Annotated in this window: 21 protein-coding genes, 1 tRNA gene and 1 pseudogene; 14 read left to right on the top strand and 9 right to left on the bottom strand. The window is 42.4% G+C overall.

Features of this window, described 5'->3' with window-relative positions:
• Window positions 1–3: 3 nt before the first annotated feature.
• The 4 genes from secD to queA all read right to left on the bottom strand — a co-directional run bounded on the left by secD (window position 4) and on the right by queA (window position 4,774).
• Window positions 4–1,905: a protein translocase subunit SecD gene (gene secD / locus Aso01_RS07650; RefSeq protein ID WP_004932990.1), complete on the bottom strand. Its 1,902-nt coding sequence runs from the start codon at window positions 1,903–1,905 to the stop codon at window positions 4–6.
• A 54-nt stretch (window positions 1,906–1,959) separates the two neighbouring features.
• Window positions 1,960–2,289 carry a preprotein translocase subunit YajC gene (yajC, locus tag Aso01_RS07645; protein WP_004919921.1) on the bottom strand — a complete coding sequence of 110 codons (330 nt, stop codon included), beginning with the start codon at window positions 2,287–2,289 and terminating at the stop codon, window positions 1,960–1,962.
• Window positions 2,290–2,391: 102 nt separating this feature from the next.
• A complete protein-coding gene (gene tgt, locus Aso01_RS07640; protein ID WP_004919919.1) occupies window positions 2,392–3,522 on the bottom strand; it encodes a tRNA guanosine(34) transglycosylase Tgt in 1,131 nt (376 codons plus the stop codon).
• A 205-nt stretch (window positions 3,523–3,727) separates the two neighbouring features.
• Entirely contained in the window at window positions 3,728–4,774 is a 1,047-nt protein-coding gene (gene queA / locus Aso01_RS07635) for a tRNA preQ1(34) S-adenosylmethionine ribosyltransferase-isomerase QueA (RefSeq protein ID WP_004932995.1), read from the bottom strand.
• A gap of 178 nt (window positions 4,775–4,952) precedes the next feature.
• Between queA and Aso01_RS07630 the strand changes: the two genes are divergently transcribed.
• Window positions 4,953–5,039: transfer RNA gene (locus Aso01_RS07630), tRNA-Leu, on the top strand.
• A 59-nt stretch (window positions 5,040–5,098) separates the two neighbouring features.
• On the opposite strand, the gene Aso01_RS07625 is transcribed toward Aso01_RS07630, so the two are convergent.
• Window positions 5,099–6,472 (bottom strand): MFS transporter, encoded by a 1,374-nt coding sequence (locus Aso01_RS07625; RefSeq protein ID WP_004932997.1) that lies wholly within the window; start codon window positions 6,470–6,472, stop codon window positions 5,099–5,101.
• Between the two features lie 391 nt (window positions 6,473–6,863).
• On the opposite strand from Aso01_RS07625, the gene Aso01_RS07620 reads away from it, so the two are divergent.
• From Aso01_RS07620 to Aso01_RS07575, 10 genes are all read left to right on the top strand, one after another.
• On the top strand, window positions 6,864–8,288 hold the full coding sequence (locus tag Aso01_RS07620; protein WP_004933002.1) for an aldehyde dehydrogenase family protein: 1,425 nt from the start codon (window positions 6,864–6,866) through the stop codon (window positions 8,286–8,288).
• Between the two features lie 234 nt (window positions 8,289–8,522).
• The gene (locus tag Aso01_RS07615) at window positions 8,523–8,741 is read left to right on the top strand and encodes a hypothetical protein (RefSeq protein WP_004933004.1); all 219 of its coding nucleotides are present in this window, start codon (window positions 8,523–8,525) and stop codon (window positions 8,739–8,741) included.
• Between the two features lie 222 nt (window positions 8,742–8,963).
• Complete coding sequence (locus tag Aso01_RS07610) at window positions 8,964–10,232, top strand: sensor histidine kinase (protein ID WP_004933007.1); 1,269 nt, start codon at window positions 8,964–8,966, stop codon at window positions 10,230–10,232.
• A gap of 68 nt (window positions 10,233–10,300) precedes the next feature.
• Window positions 10,301–13,051: a bifunctional [glutamate--ammonia ligase]-adenylyl-L-tyrosine phosphorylase/[glutamate--ammonia-ligase] adenylyltransferase gene (gene glnE, locus Aso01_RS07605; protein ID WP_004933011.1), complete on the top strand. Its 2,751-nt coding sequence runs from the start codon at window positions 10,301–10,303 to the stop codon at window positions 13,049–13,051.
• Between the two features lie 28 nt (window positions 13,052–13,079).
• The gene (locus tag Aso01_RS07600) at window positions 13,080–14,006 is read left to right on the top strand and encodes a branched-chain amino acid transaminase (RefSeq protein ID WP_004933014.1); all 927 of its coding nucleotides are present in this window, start codon (window positions 13,080–13,082) and stop codon (window positions 14,004–14,006) included.
• Between the two features lie 67 nt (window positions 14,007–14,073).
• A complete protein-coding gene (locus Aso01_RS07595) occupies window positions 14,074–14,961 on the top strand; it encodes an ELM1/GtrOC1 family putative glycosyltransferase (protein WP_004933016.1) in 888 nt (295 codons plus the stop codon).
• 4 nt (window positions 14,962–14,965) lie between these two features.
• The gene (locus Aso01_RS07590) at window positions 14,966–15,994 is read left to right on the top strand and encodes a glycosyltransferase family protein (protein WP_004933019.1); all 1,029 of its coding nucleotides are present in this window, start codon (window positions 14,966–14,968) and stop codon (window positions 15,992–15,994) included.
• Window positions 15,991–16,746 (top strand): polysaccharide deacetylase family protein, encoded by a 756-nt coding sequence (locus Aso01_RS07585; protein ID WP_004933022.1) that lies wholly within the window; start codon window positions 15,991–15,993, stop codon window positions 16,744–16,746. The genes Aso01_RS07590 and Aso01_RS07585 overlap by 4 nt, the downstream gene beginning before the upstream one ends.
• Window positions 16,746–17,510: a glycosyltransferase family 2 protein gene (locus Aso01_RS07580; protein WP_119025204.1), complete on the top strand. Its 765-nt coding sequence runs from the start codon at window positions 16,746–16,748 to the stop codon at window positions 17,508–17,510. The genes Aso01_RS07585 and Aso01_RS07580 overlap by 1 nt, the downstream gene beginning before the upstream one ends.
• 11 nt (window positions 17,511–17,521) lie before the next feature.
• Window positions 17,522–18,556 (top strand): glycosyltransferase, encoded by a 1,035-nt coding sequence (locus tag Aso01_RS07575; RefSeq protein WP_004933028.1) that lies wholly within the window; start codon window positions 17,522–17,524, stop codon window positions 18,554–18,556.
• Here the strand turns inward: Aso01_RS07575 and Aso01_RS07570 are convergent.
• Window positions 18,553–19,443: a glucosamine inositolphosphorylceramide transferase family protein gene (locus tag Aso01_RS07570; protein ID WP_004933031.1), complete on the bottom strand. Its 891-nt coding sequence runs from the start codon at window positions 19,441–19,443 to the stop codon at window positions 18,553–18,555. The two genes, Aso01_RS07575 and Aso01_RS07570, sit on opposite strands and share 4 nt — an antisense overlap.
• A 67-nt stretch (window positions 19,444–19,510) precedes the next feature.
• On the opposite strand from Aso01_RS07570, the gene Aso01_RS07565 reads away from it, so the two are divergent.
• Both Aso01_RS07565 and Aso01_RS07560 read left to right on the top strand, forming a co-directional pair.
• Window positions 19,511–20,272 carry a glycosyltransferase family 25 protein gene (locus tag Aso01_RS07565; RefSeq protein WP_004933033.1) on the top strand — a complete coding sequence of 254 codons (762 nt, stop codon included), beginning with the start codon at window positions 19,511–19,513 and terminating at the stop codon, window positions 20,270–20,272.
• Between the two features lie 13 nt (window positions 20,273–20,285).
• Entirely contained in the window at window positions 20,286–21,221 is a 936-nt protein-coding gene (locus tag Aso01_RS07560; RefSeq protein ID WP_004933036.1) for a hypothetical protein, read from the top strand.
• Window positions 21,222–21,246: 25 nt separating this feature from the next.
• On the opposite strand, the gene Aso01_RS07555 is transcribed toward Aso01_RS07560, so the two are convergent.
• Window positions 21,247–21,465 (bottom strand): hypothetical protein, encoded by a 219-nt coding sequence (locus tag Aso01_RS07555; protein ID WP_004933038.1) that lies wholly within the window; start codon window positions 21,463–21,465, stop codon window positions 21,247–21,249.
• A 233-nt stretch (window positions 21,466–21,698) separates the two neighbouring features.
• On the opposite strand from Aso01_RS07555, the pseudogene Aso01_RS07550 reads away from it, so the two are divergent.
• Window positions 21,699–22,601, top strand: a pseudogene (locus Aso01_RS07550) (stealth family protein); the annotation flags it as partial.
• A 90-nt stretch (window positions 22,602–22,691) separates the two neighbouring features.
• Here Aso01_RS07550 and aspS read toward each other — a convergent pair.
• Together aspS and Aso01_RS07540 are read right to left on the bottom strand one after the other, a co-directional pair.
• A complete protein-coding gene (gene aspS, locus Aso01_RS07545; protein WP_004933044.1) occupies window positions 22,692–24,470 on the bottom strand; it encodes an aspartate--tRNA ligase in 1,779 nt (592 codons plus the stop codon).
• A 149-nt stretch (window positions 24,471–24,619) separates the two neighbouring features.
• Window positions 24,620–25,396 (bottom strand): DUF4184 family protein, encoded by a 777-nt coding sequence (locus Aso01_RS07540; RefSeq protein WP_004933047.1) that lies wholly within the window; start codon window positions 25,394–25,396, stop codon window positions 24,620–24,622.
• Between the last annotated feature and the right edge of the window lie 116 nt (window positions 25,397–25,512).

The following is a 25,512-nucleotide window of genomic DNA, read 5'->3' as shown; positions in this document are numbered from 1 at the left end:
TCCTTATATGCTCAACTTTTTCAAGTTACGACGTTTGCCATAAATGAGCTGTACAATTGCACGGGTCACGGTAATGGCAGTAAACATCGAGCAGACAATACCAATCATCAGCGTCACTGCGAAACCTTTGATTGGACCTGTACCAATTGCAAACAAAATGAACGCCACCAAAAATGTGGTTAAGTTCGAGTCAAAAATGGTGTTGTAGGCACGATCATAGCCGGCCACAATGGCCTGCTTGGGTGAAGCCCCCCATTTAATTTCTTCACGTATTCGTTCACAAATTAGTACGTTCGCATCGACCGCCATCCCGATGGTAATGACGATACCGGCAATCCCCGGCAGGGTGAGCGAGGCACCAATCCAAGACATTACGGTGAGAATCATTGCCAAGTTAAACACGAGGGCAAAGTTTGCAATCAAACCAAACAAGCGGAAGAACACCACCATCCAGATCGCGACCAGAAGGAAGCCGACTTCAGTAGACAGAATCCCTTTGTCGATATTTTCCTGACCAAGGCTTGGACCAACCACGCGTTCTTCAACAAAGTACATTGGTGCTGCAAGCGCACCCGCACGAAGCATCAGCGCAAGTTCAGCCGCTTCTTGAGGAGAGTCGAGACCAGTAATTCGGAACTGTGAGCCCAAAACAGCTTGAACAGTCGCGGCATTGATAATGACCGATTCGGTATATGGTGTACGCACTTCGGTTTGTGCACCAGTTGCCGGATCCGTCACATAACTGACGCGTTGTTTATTTTCGATAAACAACACCGCCATACGTTTACCCACTGCATTTCGTGTCGCATCTGCCATGAGCTTACCGCCAGCGCTGTCGAGCGTGATATTCACTTCGGCACCGCCTGTATCCTGACTAAAGCCAGAACTTGCGTTTTGCACACGTTCACCGGTCAAGATACGGTTGCGATTAAGCAACAACTGACGACCACTGTCGAGTGACTCATAGGCAAACAACTCTGTGCCCGGTGGCAATGGCTGACCATTATATTTACCGGTATACGGGTCGATATATTGATCATTTTGATCGGCAACCAAACGGAACTCAAGATTGGCCGTACGACCTAGAACACGCTTGGCTTCAGCAGTATCCTGAACGCCAGGTAATTCCACCACAATACGGTTGCTGCCTTGGGTTTGAACCAAAGCTTCAGCCACGCCCAACTCGTTAATACGGTTACGCAATGTGGTTAAGTTTTGGTTGACCGCATACGACTCGATCTCCTGACGACGAGCATCGGTGTAGCTCAGACGCAGTGATGCACCAGTTGCCGTTGCGACCGCCTGTTGTGTGTATTCGTTGCCATTACGACGTAAAAAGTCCATAGCCGTGTCGCGATCTGCGTTATTGGCAAATTGTAGTACAATCGCATTGTTGTTAAGCGATAAGCTATTGAACTTGATATTGTTGTCGCGGAATTGACGGCGAATATCACTGACCGACGTTTCCATGCGCTGCGCAATTGCCTTGTTCATGTCCACTTCGAGCAAGAAGTGTACGCCACCACGTAAGTCGAGGCCCAGTTTCATTGGCTTGGCGCCAATTTTCTGAAGCCATTCTGGCGTGGTCGGGGCAAGGTTTAACGCCACCACATAGTTGTCGCCTAAATCACGACGCAATACGTCCTGTGCCTTGAGCTGATCTTCCGATGAGTTAAGACGTAACAGGGCAGCATTGTTGGCAAAGCTGTTGTCATGACTGGTGATGTTGGCAGTTTTTAAAATTTGCTCTGCTTTTTGCACCATGCTCTGGTCGATTTGAGTACCGGCTTTGGCACCAGAAATCTGAACAGCAGGCTCGTCTGGATACAAACTTGGCAGTGCGTATAAAGTGCTGATAATCAAAACAACAATGATCAGCACATATTTCCATGCAGGGTAACGCATTCGCTTTCTTCTTAAAATGAAAAAGTCGTGCGGGGTGCACGACTGTCTTTTTGATTAAAGGTTATTGAGTGTGCCTTCAGGTAAAACTGAAATCACACTAGCGCGTTGGATTTTAACTTCTACGCCACGGCTCAATTCAACCACGGCATAATCGCCTTCGATTTTGGTGATACGGCCCATTAAGCCACCAGCAAAAACAACTTCGCTGCCCACACCTAGGCTTTCAACCAAAGTACGATGTTCTTTGGCACGTTTCGATTGAGGACGCCAGATCAAGAAATAGAAGATTGCAACAAATACAACAATCATCAATATGTTAGCCATCATGCCTGGACCTTGCGGCGCCGCATCTGCAGCGTGAGCAGTAGAAATTAAAAAGCTCATTTTGGTTTCCTAAAGTTAAAAAATGGGCGTCAAATTATGACAAAAATACCAGTTCGCTCTGCAATTTACCTTGTCTTTTTGTTGAGCGCAAATTCTGATGAATTAATCCACCGGTGCGGGTGGTACATCTAAACCACGACGCGTGTAGAAGTCGGTGACAAACTCATCAAAGGTACCCTGCTCAAGTGCATCACGAATGCCTTGAGTCAGGCGTTGATAATACCGTAAGTTGTGAATTGTACCGAGCATTGATGCCAACATTTCACCACATTTTTCAAGATGGTAAAGGTAGGCACGGGTAAAGTTTTTGCAGGTATAGCAATCGCAATGTGGATCGAGCGGGCTTTGATCATGACGATATTTACTGTTGCGGATACGCACCAAACCGTCTGTCACAAAGTAATGACCGTTACGCGCATTACGGGTCGGCATTACGCAGTCAAACATATCGACACCACGGCGCACCGCTTCAACGATATCTTCCGGTTTACCCACACCCATTAGGTAGCGTGGCTTATCTTCTGGCATTTTAGCCGGCAGATAATCGAGTACCTTGATCATTTCTTCTTTCGGTTCGCCTACCGATAACCCACCAATGGCATAGCCATCAAATCCAATTTCGAGCAAACCATTAAGGGATTCATCACGCAGATCTTCATACATACCGCCCTGAATAATTCCAAATAGCGCATTGGTATTATTGAGTTGTTCGTGATGATGGGTTTTACAACGTTTGGCCCAGCGCAAAGACAACTGCAACGATTTTTGTGCTTCTTCGTGAGTGGCTGGGTAGGGCGTGCATTCGTCAAAAATCATCACGATGTCGGAGTTGAGCACTTGCTGGATTTCCATAGAAATCTCAGGTGACAAAAACACTTTTGAACCGTCAATCGGTGAGCGGAAGGTCACACCTTCTTCCTTGATTTTACGCATCGCGCCAAGGCTAAACACCTGAAAGCCGCCTGAATCGGTCAGAATCGGTTTATCCCACTTGATGAATTCATGTAATCCACCATGCTCTTTAATTACCTCAAGGCCCGGACGCAAGTACAGGTGAAAGGTGTTGCCTAAAATAATTTGCGCTTGAATTTCTTCGATATCGCGCGGCAACATACCTTTTACAGTGCCGTATGTGCCAACAGGCATAAACACAGGTGTTTCGACCACGCCGTGTGCAAGGGTTAAACGACCACGACGGGCGCGGCCAGATTGACCTAATTTTTCAAACTTCATGCAACTTTCCAAATCAAGGCGAAAAAACAGTTCGCTGATTAACCTATTTAAAGGCGGCTATTTTCCTTGATTTGTCCTGAGAGTGCTACTACTAAATGTACAAGATAACGAAAACACTAAAGGCGTTGCCTTAAGTATAAAAAATGCCCGACGATATGTCGGGCATTTTTGAGTCAAACAGATACAACCTAAAGTATTAAACTTGTTAGTTGACTTGGGTTGCTGCGCGATCAATCAGCATGGCATCACCATAACTAAAGAAGCGATATTTTGCTTCTACAGCATGTGCATACGCATTTAAGATATTGTCGCGATTTGACAAGGCCGACACCAGCATCAGTAAGGTCGATTCTGGTAAATGGAAATTGGTGATGAGGCGATCAACCGCACAAAATTGATAGCCCGGATAAATAAAGATCTGGGTGTCGCCTGTCCATGCACCGATTTTTCCGCCATTGGCCTGTACTGCACTTTCCAAGGCACGCGTGGCCGTTGTCCCGACAGCAATCACTTTATTGCCACGAGCTTGCACCTGACGAATCAATTCTGCGGTATGTTCAGGCACGTCACACCATTCACTGTGCATAATGTGATTTTTGATGTCGTCTGTACGTACCGGTAAAAAGGTACCAGCACCCACATGTAAGGTCACGAATGTTTTTTGAATGCCTTTGGCTTCAAGCTTGGCCAAGAGTGATTCATCGAAATGCAGGCTGGCGGTAGGTGCGGCCACACTGGCAATTTTATCTGGATTGTGAAACACCGTTTGATAACGCTCGGTGTCGATGGCTTCGGCTTCACGGTTAAAATACGGCGGAATAGGCAATTGACCATAACGGTCAAGCACGCTCAAGATCGGCTGAGAAAATTCAACCACATAGAGATTTTCATGACGGCCTTGTACAGTGACAGAGACTTGATCTTCACCAATAAATAGCTCTGCACCAGCTTTAGGTGAATTACTGGATTTGATATGACAATGTGCAATCCGGTTATCGAGCATACGCTCTACCAATACCTCAACTGCTCCACCTGATGCGCGCTTGCCTTTGAGTCGGGCTTTCATGACCTTGGTGTCGTTTAATACCAAAAGGTCACCTTCATCGAGAAGCTCTAGAATGTCGGTAAAGGCATGGTCATGATATTGACCCTGCGCATCAAGATGAAGCAGACGCGATGCGGAGCGTGTTTCAAGTGGATAACGGGCAATCAGCTCGTCAGGCAGATCAAAATTGAAATCGGAAAGTTGCATAACTCGAGTACAAACCAAAACGTGGCGATAGTATAGAGCTTTTCAAACCGATTGGGCAGCGCGCTTTTTTTATGATTTTTTACTGTTTGTACTAAAAGTGAGCAAAACTCAATATCTTAGCGTTGACAAGATTTTAAAATCAGATAATATACGCATCACAAAGCAGCATCATGCTCTTCCCGAGGTGGTGAAATTGGTAGACGCGGTGGACTCAAAATCCACTGTTCGAGAGAACGTGTCGGTTCGAGTCCGACCCTCGGGACCAAGATTCTAAAAACCCAGATCATTTAAATGGTCTGGGTTTTTTCTTGTTTAGACTCAATATTATTCTCTTTTTGATGACCATACAAAAGGCGCTGCTTTTTGTTGTTCTTCATTATCGGTTTCTAGGCGAATGCCTGTGCGATCTTTAAACACACAAATAGCCAGAAAAGCCAGCGTTGCCATCAAACATAGATAACTACTCACCCAAAAAATGCCATTTGGTTTGATAATCAGGGCTGCTGCAATTAGGGGCGCAAATGCACCGCCCATTATCGTGCCAATTGCATAAGTAATGGAAATGCTGGTAAAGCGAATAGATGCGGGAAAAAGCTCCGCATAAAACACGGCTTGTACGCCATAGGTCATTCCAATGCCCGCAGACAATAACGCCAGACCAATCATAATATTAAGGTAGTCACCAGTTTGTACCAGCGGAAATAGGCAAAGTGCGGTCACAATTTGAATTACTGAGCCAATCACATATAAACGCTTACGACCATATTTGTCTGAGAGCACGGCAGTAAACCAAGTAAAAAATGTCCAGATTAGAGCAGAAACGCTGACCAGTGATAAAATGGTTGGTCGATCCAAGGCGAGGCCATTTGGATTGGTGGTATAGCTTTGCAAAAAACCACCTGCGGTCATGTAGCCCAGACATGTCGTGCCAGCAATCAGAAGTGCAGCCGTGAAAACGACTTTTTTATAGCTTTTAAACAGTGTTCGAAACGGCTGCTCGGCAGTGCCTTTTTGCTTGAGATCATCAAAAACTGGGCTCTCATCGACCGAGCGTCGAATCCAGTGTCCCAGTACAAATAAAAAAATACTCACCAGAAAAGGAATGCGCCAACCCCATTGTACAAATTCGTCCCCCGGTGAAACGTATCCGGTCATGATCACGAGCATGAGTGACGCCAATAACAAGCCCAACGGGACTCCCAGTTGAGGAAAAGCACTAAACATGCCGCGCTTGTCTTGAGGTGCATGTTCAACCGCCATGAGTACGGCGCCACCCCATTCGCCTCCTGTCGAAATGCCCTGAATGATTCGAAGAATAATCAATAAAATGGGCGCTGCAATGCCAATCGTGTCGTAGCTGGGGAGTAACCCGATGGCCACAGTACTCATTCCCATCATGATGAGAGTGACACTTAAAATAGTTTTACGGCCAATTTTGTCACCAAAATAGCCTGCCACGAAGGCACCAAGTGGACGAAAAATAAAACTGATTCCAACCGATGCAAACACCAATAGTGTCGCAAAAACTGGGCCTGCGGGTTTAAAAAACAACTGATTAAAGACCAGTCCGGCCACTGCGGCATAAATAAAATAATCATACCACTCGATAGTGGTGCCGGCTAAAGTGGCAAAGGCGATTTTTTGTGTACTCTGCTGTGCATGTGGCCTGCTTAAGGGGAGTGACGTGGCTTTTTCCATGTGGTGTTTTCCTTTTCAATTCTTGTCATATTTTTAGCTCTAATGCTGCCGATGTAGATGAATTCCTGTTCAAAACATCGCCACTTGAGTATGGTTTAAAAAATAAATAAAAGATACATAAAAATAAATAAAAAAATTAAAATGTATCGTAAATATTTTTTTAAAATTATATTAATCATTGGTTTATTATTTTTTTAACTATATATGATATGAAATAACAAATGAATACAATATTATGTATGAATAAATGTGTTGATACGACATGATCGGCAGAATGCTGGCTCATCTGTAAAAAGCATCTGCCAGTCACAAGAAAGAAAGTCGGGAAGTACAAGCGTTCGATACAACGTAATAAAAAACGCATCAACAAAAAATGCCAAGGAAAAATACAATGACGGAGATCACCATGAATACAGCGATGTATTATGCAGGCAAGGCAATAGAAGGACAGGGCCCAACATTTGAGGTCATTAATCCTGCGACCGAAAGCGTCATTGTCAAATGCAAAGCGGCAACCACAGCACAGGTTAATGATGCTGTTTTGGCTGCAAAAAAAGCCTTTGAACAATGGCAATATACCTCTGACGAACAGATTCGCTTGAGTCTGGATCGAATTGCCCAAGATATTAAAGCTGAGCGTTCAGTATTGGCTGAGCTGATAACTCTTGAGCAAGGTAAGCCGCTATTTTTAGCCGAAATGGAAGTGGATATGGCGCTGTACTGGCTTGAGGTGACCAATCAGTTTGAAGTGCCAGTTTTGCAGCATACCGATCCAATGGGTAAACAGATGAGCATTTTTCATCGTCCATTGGGCGTGATTGCCTCGATTACACCGTGGAACTGGCCGTTTATGATTGCCATCTGGCACTTAATTCCGGCACTGAAAACCAAAAACTGTGTCATCAACAAGCCTTCAGAATTTACGCCACTGAGCACCATCAAACTGATTGAAATCATTCAGCGACATGTACCCGCAGGCGTATGTAATCTGGTGCTGGGTGCGGGTGAGGTAGGTGCTGCATTGAGTCAGCATCCAGAAATTGAGAAAGTCGTATTTACAGGCTCTACTGCTGTGGGTAAAAAAATCCTGTCTGCGGCAACCGATCAACTCAAGCATGTGGTGCTTGAGCTTGGGGGGAATGATGCCGCGATTGTGTTACAAGATGTCGATGTGGCAGAAACGGCGCAAAAGATTTTTATGAGTGCTTTTTTAAATGCCGGCCAAACCTGTGCCTGTATTAAACGTTTGTATGTACATGAGAGCATTTTTGATCAAATGGTGGCGGCACTTGCACAAATTGCCGATGCTCAGGTACTGGGCAATGGTCGCAATACGGACACCACGCTTGGTCCAGTGCAAAACCGCAACCAGTATCTTAAAGTCAAAAATATGATTGAGGATGCCGTTGCACAAGGCGCCAAAATTGCGAATCAGAATCTTGCTCGAGTACCTGAGGCGGGCTATTTTATTGCACCTTTAATTTTGACCGATGTCGATGAGCACAGTGAAATCTTTGCAAATGAGCAATTTGGGCCAGTATTACCTGTCGTAAGTTTTCGCAATATTGATGAAGTGATTGCGCAATCTAATCAGTCTTCCTATGCATTGGGTGGTTCAGTATGGACGCAAGACATGACTCAAGCCCACCAAATTGCAGCAAAAATGCAGACTGGTACAGTGTGGATTAACAGTCATGCTGATGTGTCACCGTTTGCAGAGTTTGGAGGCTGGAAACAGTCTGGATTAGGGTATGCGTTTGGTTTAGATGGCTTGCTGCTGTTTACCAAAAAGCAAGCCATCCAGTATGCAGTCTAGCTGACTCAGTATTCATCTAACCACTTTTTGAGGCGATGTACGTTAAAAATACAATCACCATCTAAAGTAGCTCTTTAATGAACTCAAAATAGTCTTGCAAATGAGATGGATAGCAGCACAGATCAAATTGATATTACACACTGAAACAATGCCATAAAATTTAACAACTTAGCGAGATGGTTGAGCAAAAATCATGCTATACAAAAAGACAGTAAAAAATTTAGGAAGAACAAGATGAATCGTTTAGAAATTAAGGTGAAAGATCAATTTGAAAAAGTATATCCCGCGATTGCGCTATTAAAAGATCAGCTCAAATCGCCTACAGGTGCAGAACTGAGCCTGTATCAGCGTGTCGAGAAAATCGAGGTGGAAAATGAAACGATTCTCCCTTCGACAGAGCTACTCTTTGAAAGCCAAAAGAGCAACCGTATTTATCGGATTGTCGGTGGATAGCAAATACGCTCATGCACAAAAAATTCAGTCACCACCTCATGTTCGCATGGGGTGGTTTTTTTATACGTGTTTTACGTTGGTAACAGGAGAGGGTCTGTCGTTTTCTAATTGCTTTTATTAGAAAAATTTGTTAAATGTATAAGGTGTATCTCTATTTTGTTGCGCTGTTGTTTAAATTTATTAAATCTACTCAATAATAATCACAATCCTGGCGAGGCTCGCATGAAAATGCAACTAATACGACTTGATCAAGCAGATCAGCTAAGTGCATGCCGCCTATCGCTTCTGCTTGGACTCAATAGTGACAATGACCTAGTACAACGCTATGTCAGTTTTACCACTAAGCTTCTCAATGTCAAATATGCCATTCTCAGCTTTGAGGAAGAACCGTACGTATGGCATATCAATCATGACGGTCTTCATGCTTTATCTAAAATCGAATTAATACCATCGTTGCGTGCAGTCCATAACATGGATGTTCTCGATGCTGTGCACCCGCAATATATGCATTTATGTCAGGTGCTACAGACATTGGGTGTAAATTATCAGCGTTTAATTGCGATTAATTTACAAAAATCCGATCAGCAGTCGATAGGGGTTGCTATCTTTTTTGATGATGAACTGACATCTTTTGATCCAACCAGTATTGAACTGGTACAGAGCTATACCGCTGGATTTGTGCGCCATGCCGAACTCAAGTTTAATTTTGAAGAGCTCAGAGAACTCTATGAGCAGCAGTCAGCGCTGAATTTTAGTAAAAACAAATTCTTTTCAATTATTGCGCACGACCTACGTGCTCCATTTCATGGTTTGCTGGGTTTCTCTGAAGTATTGGCCAAAGAGCGTGAAACATTAGATGAGTCAAGTGTTCAAAATATAGCAGACTATCTTTATGACACTTCGCAGTCGACTTACAACTTGCTTGAAAGTTTACTCAATTGGGCGATGGCTGAGGGCGGGCGATTCGTATACCATCCCATCAGTTTTAATCTTAAGCAAGTGACCACCATTGTCATGAGTATTTTGAATACCTTTGCGCTGAAAAAAAATATTCAGCTCATCGACGATGTACCTGAAGACATCAAGCTTTTTGCCGATATCAACATGATTACTTCGCTGATTCAAAACTTGGTGTCGAATGCACTGAAATTCACGCCTATGGACGGTACAGGCCGGGTCAGTATTTCGGCCAAACAAATTGCTGAAAATGTTGAAATTGCTGTACAGGATACGGGTCATGGCATGACCGAGTCGCAGCTTAAAGAAGTCTTTCAGCCACGTATTACGGTAAGTTTTCGTGGAACCGCTGGAGAAAAAGGTGCAGGTTTAGGGCTCACCTTGTGTAAGCGCTTTGTCGATTTAAATCTTGGTTCGATTAAGGTTGAATCAAAAGAAGGCGAAGGCACAACTTTTCGTGTGATATTGCCTGCGGCGCAGCATGTAACCGACAATGTGATTGAACATGCTGATACAGAAGTAAAATTGGTTTAAATAGATTTCCCATCTTTAGCATGTAACTGCTATAACTATGCAAACAATCAAGTTGCAGGTTTGATTCAATGAATGCTGAGCAGTTACAAATAACTTTAAGATCAAGTCAATACGCAGAACACGTGCTCGAATTACACCGCACCTTTCTCGAGCAGGACTTTCAACTTGATCGGTTTACTGCTCACCTTTCCCGTGACGATATTTTCCAAACAGTTGAACAAACACTCGAGGGTATTGAAGACGAAGCCACATGGATGAAAAGCCTGCGGATTCTTCGTGCACGTTTGATGTTTCGCTGGATCTGGCAAGATGCCAATCAACAGACCGATGTGGTCACGCTCACCCGCGAACTCTCCGATTTTGCCGATGCCAGTATTTGTGCCGCTAAACGCTTTGCATTAGGGCCTTTGCTGGCCAAGCACGGCGAACCGCTGGGTTATTCTGGTGAAGTTCAAGATTTAATTGTAATTGGTATGGGCAAACTAGGTGCTCAAGAACTTAATCTCTCTAGTGATATCGACCTGATTTTTGCCTTCGATGAACAAGGTGAAACGCAGGGCAGAAAATCCATCGATGTACAGCAATTTTGTATTTTGTGGGGACAAAAACTCATTTATCTGCTCGATCATATCACCGCAGATGGCTTTGTTTTTCGTGTTGATATGCGTTTAAGGCCGTGGGGCGATGGCTCAGCCTTGGCGATTAGTCATGTGGCCTTGGAAAAATACTTGATTCAGCACGGACGCGAGTGGGAGCGCTATGCGTGGATCAAAGCCCGTATTATCAGTGGGGGCGTTCATGGCGAACATTTGATGGAGATGACTCGGCCTTTTGTATTTCGTCGTTACGTCGACTATTCGGCATTTGAAGCCATGCGTGAAATGAAAAGCATGATTGAGCGTGAAGTCGCACGTCGTAATATCGCCGATGACATCAAGCTTGGAGCAGGTGGTATTCGCGAAGTCGAGTTTATTGTTCAGGTATTTCAGCTCATTTATGGCGGTTCAAAGCGTGAGCTGCAAGATCGGCAGTGCTTGGTAAGTTTGCATCATCTTGGGCAAGTCGGGCTACTTACGCCTGAGGCAGTGGTGCAACTTGAAGATGCTTATCTGTTTCTCAGACGCGTCGAACATGCGATTCAGGCCTTGAATGATCAGCAAACCCAATCTTTGCCACATGATCCAGAGCTGCGTCAGCGTATTTTGGATACCTTGCATTACCCGACTTGGGATGCGTTTTTAAATACACTCAACACCAAACGTGAAAAAGTCAGCGAACAATTTAAGCATTTGATTCAGGATGAAATAACAGCACCTGAGCAGACCGATACACAGCTTGAGCAGCGACTTGCAGAAGTGCTAGATGATGCATCTAAAAATTTAATTCACGAGTTTTGGCACGGTAATGCCCTAAAAAAACTACCTGCGAAAGCTGTACAGCGTTTAAAAGATTTTTGGCCATACTTGATTGAGGCAATTTTACAATCTGAACACCCTCAACTGGCCTTGATGCGTTTGATGCCTTTGGTCGAGTCGGTTATGCGCCGGACGGTCTATCTGGTCATGTTGATGGAAAGTCGCGGTGCCATGCAGCGTTTGGTCAAAATGGCTACCGTCAGTCCATGGATCTGTGAAGAACTGAGCCAGTATCCAGTGTTGCTCGATGAGTTTTTGACTATGGATTTTGGTCTGCCTACCCGTCAAGATCTTGAAGACTCATTACGTCAGCAGCTATTACGGATTGAGCTAGATCAAGTCGAAGAACAAATGCAGGTATTGCGCTTGTTTAAGAAAAGCAATGTCCTGACTGTGGCAGCCAGTGATGTGCTGGCTGAAAGTCCACTCATGAAAGTTTCTGATGCATTGACCGATATTGCAGAAGTCAGTGTGGCGGCCACACTGCAACTGTCATATCAGACCGTGGCTAAAAAACACGGCTATCCACAAGATGTTACGGGTAACCGCTGCTCAGCCGATCATTTAGGATTTGCCGTAATAGGCTATGGCAAGCTCGGTGGCATTGAGCTGGGTTATGGCTCAGATCTGGATCTGGTCTTTATTCATTCTTTTGATGAGCAAGCCGAAACTGATGGCAATAAAACCATTACCGGATTTGAGTTTGCCATGCGGGTGGCACAGAAATTTCTCTCATACATGACCACACAAACGCTTGATGGTCGTGTTTATGAAATTGATACGCGACTCAGACCTTCTGGAGAGGCCGGGCTTTTAGTGACGAGCCTAAAAGCCTTTGAGCAGTATCAGCTTAAAAATGCATGGCTTTGGGAACATCAAGCGCTGGTTCGTGCACGCTCGATTGCCGGTGAGCCTGAACTACGCGAAAAGTTTGAGGCGATTCGCTGTCAGATTCTGACTCAGCCGCGCGATGAAGCACATGTGCGCGCTGAAGTGCTCAAAATGCGTCAGAAGATGAAAGATCATCTAGGCTCATCAAATGAACAAAAAAAACATGGGATTTTTCATTTAAAACAGGATGCGGGAGGTATCGTTGACATCGAATTTATGGCACAGTATGTGGTTCTAGCATGGAGTGGGTCGAATTCTGATCTCGCCCATTTTTCCGATAATGTGAGAATTCTAGAAGATGCTGCTCAAGCAGGCTGCTTATCCAGTGAAGATGCCACAGCATTAATACACGCTTATCTAAGCGAACGAGCCGAGAGCCACCGTTTAGCACTTGCAAATCAATCCATGCAAGTGAACGCTGCGGATTGGCACGATACCCGAGTGATCGTTTGCAAGTTATGGCAAAGATTAATAGATCCAACGGCAAATTTTATGGCGTTGGAGAGTAAATAATTGTGTAAAAAAATTTGGAGTGTGTGCCATGAATTTGGCTGATCGTGATGGTTTTATTTGGCAAGATGGACAATTAATCGACTGGCGTGATGCAAAAATCCACGTCTTAACTCATACACTACATTACAGTATGGGTGTGTTTGAGGGTGTCCGTGCCTATGAAACGCCTCAAGGCACAGCAATTTTCCGTCTTAAAGAGCATACAAAACGTTTGTTAAATTCAGCAAAAATTTATCAAATGAAAGTGCCATTTGATCAAGCAACGCTTGAACAGGCACAAATTGATGTTGTACGTGAAAACAAGCTCGCATCATGCTACTTACGTCCACTGATCTGGATCGGTTCTGAAAAACTGGGTATCGCTGCAACCGACAATACTATTCATGCTGCTGTTGCGGCATGGAGCTGGGGTGCTTACCTTGGCGAAGAAGCAATGGCGAAAGGGATTCGTGTGAAAACATCATCGTTTACGCACCATCATCCTAACGTGACCATGTGTAAAGCCAAAGCGTCAGGTAACTATACCTTGTCGATTCTTGCACATCAGGAAGTCGCGCATTCAGGTTATGACGAAGCGATGTTGATGGACCCACAAGGCTATGTGTGTCAGGGTTCTGGTGAAAACGTATTCTTGGTAAAAGATGGCGTGCTGCATACCCCAGATATCGCAGGCGGTGCGTTAGATGGTATTACACGTCAAACAGTCATTACTATTGCCAAAGACTTAGGTTATGACGTGGTTGAGCGCCGTATCACCCGTGACGAATTCTACATTGCCGATGAAGCGTTCTTTACTGGTACTGCCGCAGAAGTGACGCCAATTCGTGAATACGATGACCGTGAAATTGGTGAAGGATGCCGTGGCCCAATTACCACAGAAATCCAGAAAACCTTCTTTGATGCGGTTCAGGGTAAAAATCCAAAATATGAACACTGGTTAACTTACGTGAAGTAAGCGAATCAGTTAAGATCAAGGCGAAACGAAAGTTTCGCCTTTTTTTGTGGTTTTGGATAATTCAGATATGCAGATTGTGTACGTGAGTGACGGTAAAGCAGGGCATCGATCACAGGCACTGGGATTGTTTGGTGCGATTAAGCGCAAGGTGCCACATGCACAGTTACAAGAATTGCCACTCGATCAGTTATCCGTGCTTTCATTAATTTACGCATTCTGGACGCATCGGTTGTCATATCTTGAACACGCACCAGATTATATTGTAGGGGTGGGCAGTCATACACATTTACGGGTATGGTTGCTGGGGAAAATTTATCCAAAAGCCAAAACCATCATTTTGATGAAGCCGAGTCTGCCTATATCATGTTTTGATTACACCGTTGTGCCAGCACATGATGGTGTTGCAGCATCGCCGCATGTATTGGTCACTCAAGGGGCACTTAATCCGCTTCAAAATGAGCAGCGTCATATCACTGGACGCATTCTGATTGCACTCGGTGGAAGTTCTAAACGCCATCAATGGAACGAGGCGCAGGTACTCAAAGCCATTGAACAGATTGTGCAGCAGCATCCACAATCGAGCGTCATCTTGACCACATCGCGTCGTACCCCTGAAAATTTTCTGGCACATCTGGGCCAACAATCCTATGCAGCGCGATTAGATATTTATCCGGTGGAGCGTACGCCGCAAGGCTGGATCTTTGAGCAAATGCAACTGGCCGATACGGTTTATGTGACCGAAGACAGTGTCTCGATGATCTTTGAAGCCCAAACTGCTGGGTGTCGCGTGGGGGTGATTGCAATTGACCGGCTGAAATCTGATAGAATCACGGACATGATCGATCAACTGGCACATGATCAGATTACGGATGTTATTCGTCTACTGCATCATGCTGCTCCACTGAGTGAAGCCGATCGGGTGGCATCTCAAATTTTGGGCTTATCGAGTTCTTAAGTTAATGAAAATATTGCATATTGCAAATTTTGGTTTTAACAAGCAAGGCGCGCATTTCTACTGTACCGATCGTAAAATTTCGGCGGGACTGGTAGAAAATGGACATTTTGTTTACGATTTTAGTTTTCGTGACATGGCGCGCATGGGCACAATTTTTAAAACAAAAAAATTAGGTGCCAGTTGGGCCAATAAAGAAATTCTAAAAATCGTGAATAATCTGGAGCCTGATTTGGTATTGATCGGGCACAGCGACCTGATGAGCCCTGAAGTGCTTAAGCAGATCAAACAGCAATATCCAGAGACCAAAATTGCCTTTTGGTATGTCGATCCATTGTATCTAGAACATAAGCTTGATTTTATTCGTGCTTTTTCGCCGTATCTTGATGCGATATTTTGTACCACGGGTGGCACATACCTACAAAAACTGAAACAGCCGCATTTAAATGTGGGGTATATGCCTAATATTGGGCATCATAATGTTGAAACATTAGTACAATTTGAAAATCAAAATACTGACAAGACCTTTATTTTTTGTGGTGTGGTGTACAAAGAACCTGAGCGCGAAAAATTCTTGAAAGATCTGGCCAATGCACTGACGCAGGCCCAAGTCAATTATCAGTACTATGGCTGCTTTGATCAGCCGGGAGTCTATGGTAAAGCCTATTATCAAGTGTTGTCAGAGTCGAAAATGGGGCTGAACTATTCGCGCCGAAATGATGTCACCTTGTACAGCTCCGACCGCATTGTGCAACTGACCGGCAATGGCTTATTGACCTTTAGTCCGCGTATTCCGGGTTTTGAGCATTTATATACCGACCAGCATGTGGTGTATTTTGATGATCAGTTTGATCTGGCTAAAAAAATTCAGTTTTATGATCAGCATCCAGATCAAGCCGCACAGATTGCACGTGCCGGCTGGCAGCGAACACGCCAAAGCTTTAGTAGTAAACGAATTACGCAGTACATGCTGGAAGTGACGTTCCGCCAGCCCCTGACCGAAGCGTATGAATGGTCACATGAGGTTTATATATGATGTGGTTGTTGTATATCATCATCGGTTTGGTCATTTTGGCCGCCTTGCTTTACGTACTAGGTAACTACACATTTTGGTTGCCATTTCGCTCCAATAAGTTACCCCGCATCGTGATGCTACATCAGGTCACACCACATGCCCAAGCCTCGGGAATGAATATGCCACCCGAAAAGTTTGAGCAACTGCTGCAACTGCTGGTGAAAAAAAATGCGGTATTTTGCTTTGTATCTGAACTTGAGCAATATCGTGAGCAAAAAAATGTAGTGGCCCTGAGCTTCGATGATGGCTTTATGGATAATTACGTTTATGCCTATCCACTCTTAAAAAAATATCAAGCCAAAGCGACGATCTATCTGGCAACCCAGATTGAAGGCATTGAGGCATTGACCGTCGATCAGGTGCAGGAGATGGCTCGATCAGGTTTTATCGAGTTTGGGGCACACACGCAGCATCATGTGAATTTATTAAAACTCGATGATGAAACGGCCTATCAGGAAATGCTGCATTCCAAACAGGATGTAGAGACGCTAGTAGGAGCATGTCCGAGTTTTGCCTATCCATTTGGCCGTTTTAATGAAAAGCATCAACAGATGGCCCGTAAGATTGGCTTTAAAAATGCCGTGTCTACACGTAAAAAGATCGAGCCGTATGATCCAGCGCATCCATTTAATATTCCCCGCGTGAGTACCCACGGCGCAATGAATGCCCTGCAAATGCGCATTGCGCTTGCCAAAGGACGCTATAAATTATGATCCCTAAAATTGCGTGTAGTGTGTATATCGTGACCCTCAATTGTGAGGCGTGGTTATTCAAGACCTTGCAAAGTGTGCAAGATTTTGATGAAGTCATTATTTTAGATTCGGGCAGTACCGATGCTACCTATGCCATTGCACAGCAGTTTGATAATGTGCACATTGAGCATCAGGACTGGCAGGGCTATGCGGGTCAAAAAAGTTTGGCTTTAGCCAAATGTCGCAATGATTGGGTATTGAATTTAGACGGCGACGAAGTACTTTCTGAAGGGTTAAAGCAGGAAATTGCTGAGGTGATTCAGCATAACCAGCTTGATGCCTTAATAACGCCGATTAACGATGTGTTTTTGGGTGTACCGAATAGTAAACATACCAAGAAACATGCCAAGGTGCGTTTCTTTCGCAAGGCCAAAGGGTATTATGATCTGGCCAATAAAGTCCATGAAAATGTGATTGTAGAGGGTGAATCTCGCCGTGCCGTGCATGATATTTATCATTTTGGTGAGTCGAGTATTTTCGTCAAAGTAGAGAAAAATAATCAATACTCCAACTTAAAAGCCGCCGAAAAATTCCAAAAAGGTAAATCCCCTAGTTTGGCAAAACTGGTATTGGTGATGCCGATGACGTTTATTAAGTCGTATTTTATCCGTCGTAGCTTTCTGAATGGCTGGCGCGGTTTTGTTAACAGCATGGTCAATGCCTTTTATGCTTTTTTAAAAGAAGCCAAATTATTTGAGCAAAGCATGAATAAAGACAATAAATAAGTAGGTTGATAATGAAAATTGTTCAGATATTGGCAACGAGTGGCGGATTGGGGGGCTTAGAGCAGCATACGTTTAATCTGTCCAATGAGTTGGCGTTGAGTCAGGAGGTGCATGTTATTGCACATCCTTGCTATGCAGAAAAGTTTAATTCAAATGTCAAATTCCATGCTGTGGACTTTGCACGTAGTCGCTGGAACATTTTTCTACTTTGGCAACTGAAATCACTGATTCAACAGATTCAACCTGATATTGTTCATGCACAAGCAGGTAAAGCGGGGGAACTGATTTCACGAATTCGATCTTTTTTGATAAATATAAAAGTAGTCACTACGATTCATGGAACTAAAAAAAATAAATCTGCTTACTTGGTTGGAGATGCGGTGATTGCCGTCAGTCAGGCTTTAGCTCAGGATATTCCAAATAATAAAGTTCATGTGGTTTATAATGGAGTTTATCCTCAGTCGCTATTAAAAACAGACAAAAAACAGGCTTTAATGCAGAGCATTCAATCAACCTTTCCTGATCTTGATACTACAAAAAAAATAGTGATGTGTATTGGTCGATTGGAACCTGTTAAGAATATCAGCCTATTGATTCAATCTATGCAAAACATTGATGCGAATTTATGGATTGTGGGGGATGGGTCACTTAGAGATGACTTAGAAAAGCAGATTGAGACTTTAGGGCTGCAAAGTAAAGTGGCTTTTTTAGGTTTTAGAACTGATGCTAGAGAACTGATTCAACTGGCAGATGTTGTGGTCTTGTCATCAGATCGTGAAGGTTTTCCACTGGTGATGGTTGAAGCCTTACAAGCAGATAAGGTCATGGCTTCAACCAAAGTGAATGGTGTGGTTGAGTGGTTACCAGAGCAATATTTGGCAGAAATTGGAGATGCCCAAGGTTTGGAAAAAGCGATTAAATGTGCGCTTCAACCTGAGGCTCAAAACGACTTTAGCCCTTTGTATGCAAAAGCCAAGGCAGAATTGACAGTTGCAGCAATGGCAAAGCAGACGCTCAGTATTTATGAGAATCTGCTGGTAAATTAATAGGTTTTAGCGGAGAGGCGGATTGAATCTAAGACCACAAATCCATTTTCATAATTAATTGTATGACAACCGTCATCCATTGTGTTCCAGTCTGGCAAAATGACTGCTAAGCATTGTTCCTGATAACTGGTTGGGCTCAATTGAGTAATCGCTTTTAACTCGATATTTCCACCATAACGCTTAAGTGAATCTTGACTTGGTCGAACCAATTGACCTTGATAATAAAAGGGTTTGCCTGCCATGCGAAACTGTTGACTACCTTTACATACTGGATTACTTGGATGTTCTTTCCATTCAGGCTTAAGGATATCTTGTGTGAAAAATATATCTAAACGATCGCCAAACTTCTTACAGTGACGTCGAGTAGAGGTAAACAAGTACCACATACCGTCATGATAAAAAGGCGTGCTATCAACGGCTTCAATATCTTGCAGAATATTTGAGTGTTTTTCCCATCTAAGTGGAAACTGCACACACTTCCAAAGCTCTATGGTCTTATTGGCTGACGTCTCTGGAATCATGTACCAGTCATGATCTATTTTAAAAACACAGGGATAAGAAAGATGATAATCCAGTTTTAATATGGTGGTCGGTTCGGTATATGTGCCATCTTTAAATACCTCTAAGACAGACAAGAATCCTACTGGATGCTGATCGTCGACTTCTTCAAAAAAAATAAAATGACGGCCATCTTCTTCGGCATAGAAACTGTCTGCAAAAGTAAAGCGGCGAGGGGAGTGGATCTCAAACAGATCATTAAGTTGATCTAAACCTGAAAAGGGCTGCGTTAACCAGCCAAAACGCATATACCAGTGAGAATCAAAAGTTTTATCTTGTTTTTTTTGTTGGTATTTATACCATTTTTTTAGAATTTCACGCTTTATCATCAAATTTTACACTCGAAAAAAGAAAAATTAAGTAAAATGTTGGCGTTTATTTTAGCATTTGATTGAAATGAAAAAATATTTAATTAGTATTGAATTGCAAGACAGTACAAGGTTACAAGGATTTTACGAACAACGGACTTTTCATAACTATAAAGATGAATTTAAACAATTTGGAATTATTGGAAAAAACTTAAGTGTTAGCCAATATTTTGAAATGGGTGTTGCAGGTAAAAGCAAGCCCATGACGCCTGGTGAGCTGGGTTGTACACTTTCTCACTTAGAAGCACTCAAAGATTTTCTTAGTTCCGATGAAAAGTATGCGATTATTTTTGAAGACGATGTCATTGAACGTTTTGAAATCGATTTTGACGATTTAGAAGCAAAGTTAGAAGAACTACATCTGGGTGAAAATTTTCTGTTCAGCCTGGGCGGTATTCAAATGAAAATTTGTAATCGCGTTCGTGGTTACGAGCTAAATCAAAGATTATATGAACAAAAAGTACTTAAAGTTGATCATGATTTCCTTGATCGTTTAGCTTATGCCTACGCCTATTTGGTGGATCGTAAAATGGCAGCGATGTTACTAAGTTATCATCAGACTCCAAAAATTTATGATCACTGGCAAGATCTGATCGTTCTACAACAAGATTTTAATGTATATGTCAGTTTTATTTTTGATCATCCTGTGATTCAAAATAATTCTAATTTGAGTTATCTTGAGGCCGAGAGGACATTAGTTGCTGCAAATACTGAAATTAAAAATGATATGTTGGATTATTTGCGAGTTAAATTTAAAACATTGCACTTAAAAAAATATACCAATGAATAGATCTGGAGTTTTCATGGATAGTAATCAAAAAAATATCATCATTGGATCTGCAACAGGATACAAACCTGAATTAATTTCGGACTTTATTAATTCTTTAAATAAAACTGATTTTAAAGGTATATTATTTCTTATCATTTATGCTGAACAGCTTAAAGAATATGAACAAGCTTTTTCTCATATTGAAAGATTTAAGGTAAATTTTAAAGTTTCCAATATTGGAAAATTTAAATCAAAATCAAAATATTCAGGTCTATATAGATTTAAAAATATAAGAAATATAGTAAAACAGATTCTTAATTTAACAGTAAGTGAAAATAATACAGCAAGTAAAATTAGAGGTTTAAAAATAGTCGGCTATCCTCATGTTAGTCGTTTTTTCGAATATCAAGAAATATTAAAAAGTGATACCACAATTCAGAATGTCTTGCTCACTGATGTACGCGATGTTTTTTTTCAAAGTAATCCTTTCGAAAATATTGAAAAAGGCTTATTTGTAGGCATGGAAAATCCAGCGTTCAGTATTGAAACTGAAGAATATAACAAAAAATGGATAATAGATGCATATGGTATTGATTTTTATAATGAAGTAAAAACTAATCAAGTATCATGTTCGGGAGTTACAATTGGAGATTACCAATCAATTGATACTTATGTTGATAAAATGATTGAAGAATTCTGCAAACAGCCCTATAAAAAAATGTCTGAGCGGATTTATGATCAAGCGATGCACAATAAGCTACTGCTTTGTAAACAGTTAGAAACTGTACATTATTGTCAGCCGTTTAAATCGCGTATTGTCACTTTAGGATTATACCCGTTTAGCCAAATATTGATGAACTCAACTGGACTAATCGTAGATGTAGATAATCAGATTATTCCTATAGTTCATCAACATGATCGGCATCCTGAAATTTTGAAAGGATATGAACATTATCTGAAGGTTTCATGAATATGAAGTCATGATTATGCGAATATTATTTATTATCCGCATTTCCCTTTAACACCATATAAATGAGTGCAACAAAAATCAGTAATGCACCAGCCAAGCTACTCACACAGAAAAATAGAATGCGTTGATTCGTATCTAAATTGAACAGTTCGTTGGCCAAGATATACCGCATAAATAACCATTGAGCTAATGAAAAACCAATAACCACAAGCGCGTGACGGCGCACATCAGAACGCATAGCCATAATGAGTTATCCGAAGGGGGAGAAAACTATATTATGCCATTCGACGGTAGACAGCTCAACACAATCGTCTAATTTGAGAATGTTATCGGTAATAAAAGTAACAAATTATCACTATGTGCTAATTATGAAGGTTATTTAACGTGATCTCACCATAAATTCATTTTATTTCTTACGCTTTGGCTTTAAATGCTGTTCGTTTTTGAGATTGTGCCATTGAGCTTGGGGATAAAGATGAACAGTGCCGATATCGTGACTGGGAAAATTTACAATATTGGTTTAGATCTGTAGAAAAATACTGCCCATGGGTCAGAAAAATTCATATCGTAACATGCGGACACTTTCCAGAATTTCTAATAAAAGAGCATCCAAAACTCAACTTCGTTACACATGATCAAATTATCGATGCATCCTGTTTACCTACATTTAGCTCTCATGTTATCGAAATTAATCTTCATAAAATTGAAGGTTTGGCTGAACATTTCGTCTATTTCAATGATGATATGTTTATCACTCAGCCGCTTCTGCCTGAGTTTTTCTTTCGAAAAGGACTGCCTTGTGATGGGCTTGTTTTACAACCTTTGATGGTGGTGGGTGAAGAAAACTTTTTGGGTGCAGTCACCCTCACAGATGTCGCGATTATTAATAAATATTTCAATAAACGTCAGCTTTTCAAACAAATGCCTCGTGCATTCTTTAATCTTCATTATCGGTTTAAACATAACTGGACTAATTTTTTAGAGCTTTATAATCGAAAATTTTCAAATTTTTATAATACGCACTTACCACAACCTTTTTTAAAATCGATATTTAATGAAGTATGGGAAAAAGAGCAGGATTATTTACAACACGTATGTACGCATCGTTTTAGAGAGCCATTAGATGTAAATCAGTATTTATTTCGGATGTGGCAATTATGCTCTGGAAAATTTTATCCGGTTGATATACTTGATCGAGGTCAAAATTATGATCTTAAGTTTGAATCTTTAACCGAAATAAAAGAGGCGGTCAAAATGCAAAAACTGGCTCAAGTTTGTTTAAATGATCATGAGCATGTACAAAATTTTGAACAGTTAAAAGCTGAAATTATTGAAATTTTTTCTGATCAATTTAATTTACCATCTAGTTTCGAGCGCTAAAGATATAAAAACACCCTGAGAGTTGAATTAAAGTTTTCAACTGTCAGGGTGTAAGACTTAAAGCAGATAGCTTAATTCATTAAACTAAAATCAAGCCTCTTTCTTTGGCTGCTCGCGTAAACGAATACCCAAATCACGTAGTTGATTCGCTTCAACTGGTGCTGGTGCCTGAGTCAATGGACATTCAGCAGTCTTGGTTTTCGGGAATGCAATCACATCACGAATTGAAGACGCACCAGTCATGAGCATGATTAAACGATCTAGACCAAATGCCAAACCACCATGTGGAGGCGCGCCATAGCGCAGGGCATTCAGCAAGAAGCTAAACTTCTCTTCGGCTTCTTCGTCTGAAATACCCAATGCTTCAAAGATGGCTTTTTGCATTTCAAGCGTATAAATACGCAATGAACCACCACCGACTTCGGTACCATTCAATACCATGTCATAAGCAACGGAAAGTGCTTCACCCGGATTTGCTTTCACATCTTCAACGCTTGATTTTGGCAGCGTAAATGGGTGGTGAACTGAAGTCCATTTACCATCATCTGTTTCTTCAAACATTGGGAAATCGACCACCCAAAGCGGCGCCCATTCACAGGTTGCAAGTTTTAGGTCGTGACCGATTTTCACACGAAGTGCACCCATGGCATCATTTACAACCTTGGCTTTATCTGCACCAAAGAAGACGATATCGCCATTTTCTGCGCCTACACGCTCGAGCAATTGCATCACGATCGGTTCAATGAATTTCACGATTGGAGACTGTAAGCCTTCTACGCCTTTTTCAATTTCATTGACCTTGATGTAAGCGAGGCCTTTAGCGCCATAAATGCCTACAAATTTGGTGTATTCATCAATCGCACTACGTGGCAAAGCGCCTGCGCCCGGCACGCGAAGTGCTGCAATACGGCCTTTAGGATCTTTGGCTGGACCCGCAAATACTTTAAACTCGACGTCTTGCATCAGATCTGCAACATCAACAAGTTTAAGCGGAATACGCAAGTCTGGCTTGTCCGATGCATAGTCACGCATCGCTTCGCTGTAAGGCATACGCTGGAACTTGTCGAATTTGATACCAAGCAATTCGCCAAACAGCTTAACGGTCATGCCTTCCATTAGATCCATAATGTCATCATCATTTAAGAATGATGTTTCGATGTCGATCTGGGTAAATTCAGGCTGACGGTCTGCACGCAAGTCTTCGTCACGGAAACACTTTGCAATTTGGTAGTAACGATCAATACCGCCCACCATCAACAATTGTTTAAACAACTGTGGTGATTGTGGAAGAGCATAGAAGCTTCCATTTTGTACGCGGCTTGGAACCAAATAGTCACGTGCGCCTTCAGGTGTTGCACGCGTTAAGATTGGGGTTTCAACATCTAAGAAACCATGATCGTCTAGGTAGTTACGAATCAGGTTGGTCACTTTAGAGCGAAAACGCAAACGATCTAGCATTTCTGGACGACGAATGTCCAAGAAACGGTATTTTAAACGATGCTCTTCAGAAATATTAATATTGTCATCATTTAATGGAAATGGCGGAGTTTCAGATTGTGCGAGAACTTCGATCTCTTTGCCCAACACTTCAATTTGACCACTGACCATATTTGAATTTTCAGTGCCCTCATAGCGGCGACGTACACGACCCGTAATTTTCAGTACAAACTCAGAGCGTACTTTATCTGCGGTCGCAAATGCCTCTGGCGTATCTGGGTCAATAACCACTTGAACCAAACCATCGCGGTCACGCATATCAAGGAAAATCACACCACCATGATCTCGGCGACGGTGTACCCATCCACATAGGGTTACGGTTTGGTCAATTTGGGCTTCTGTTAAAGAGCCACAGTAATGAGTTCGCATCATGTCGTAAAAATCCAAACTATATTGGCTGTTGGGGCGTATACGTAAACAGCGTACCGCCAGTGAATCAGCGATTATGCCTTTTTGAGTGGCGGGTCACAAGAACTAGCGCCAAAAACTGCAAAAAATGCGCTATTTTTGAACGGATTTAATCAACTTTGTGAATCTGGTTGTGTGGAAAAACCAAACCATGCCAAGAATACAATTGACCATAGCGCCATACTGCCAAGAAACCCGCGGAAAAAGTAATTGATCGATTTACCTACATGATCGTAGGTTTCTGCTTTCCACGAATCGAGGCTGAGTGGTTCGGCATAGCCCATCACCCAATATAGGCCGCTTAACATAGAAAAAATAAACGCAGTCCAGCAAAAACGCTGAATCAGTCGTGATACCAGTCTAGTCTGCTGATGCTGCTTAAAATAGTGTAAACACATCCAGATCAAAATCGGCAGAGTTACCACCGAAGTACCAATCTGCATGAGCATATGTACATGGGTGTGATAGCCCAAAATCGAAATTTCTCTGCTCAGTGCATCTTGAAAGACAAAGGTTCGAAAATCGGCATGGGTAAAACCATCCCAAATAATATGTGTGGCTGCGCCAATTAAAACTGAAACCACACAGCCAATCAGAAAGCCACAGGTACGGTCTAGAGTATTCAGATTGAGTGGATCGTGTAGAGACAGCCAGCGATAGATAAATGGACGATACAGCACATACCACACTGCACAAAACAACAGCCCAACCAACAGATTAGGCACAATCATCCCAGACCACTCATGACTGATGGTCAAGCTGGCATTGGTAAATAATCGAAACAGATCGGGAGTCATACAGCCGATTGCCAGAGCAGCAACAGGTAAGCGCTGGCCGCTCAGTTTGGCAATGGGAGGTGCCAAAATGGCATGTGAAAGCGTAAACGGCATATTGAAAGCAAAATTATTTTGTCTTTTAGGTCGCGCCTAGTGTAGTCGACAATGCAGTTTGAGAATGTTTTTTATTGCAAAAATAGTGCAATGTTATAATATTACAAAAATTAAGC

This window comes from Acinetobacter soli, from assembly GCF_000760595.1.
Lineage (GTDB): Bacteria > Pseudomonadota > Gammaproteobacteria > Pseudomonadales > Moraxellaceae > Acinetobacter > Acinetobacter soli.
The sequence above is the reverse complement of the archived record's forward strand: the minus strand, read 5'-3'. Positions and strand labels throughout refer to the sequence as shown.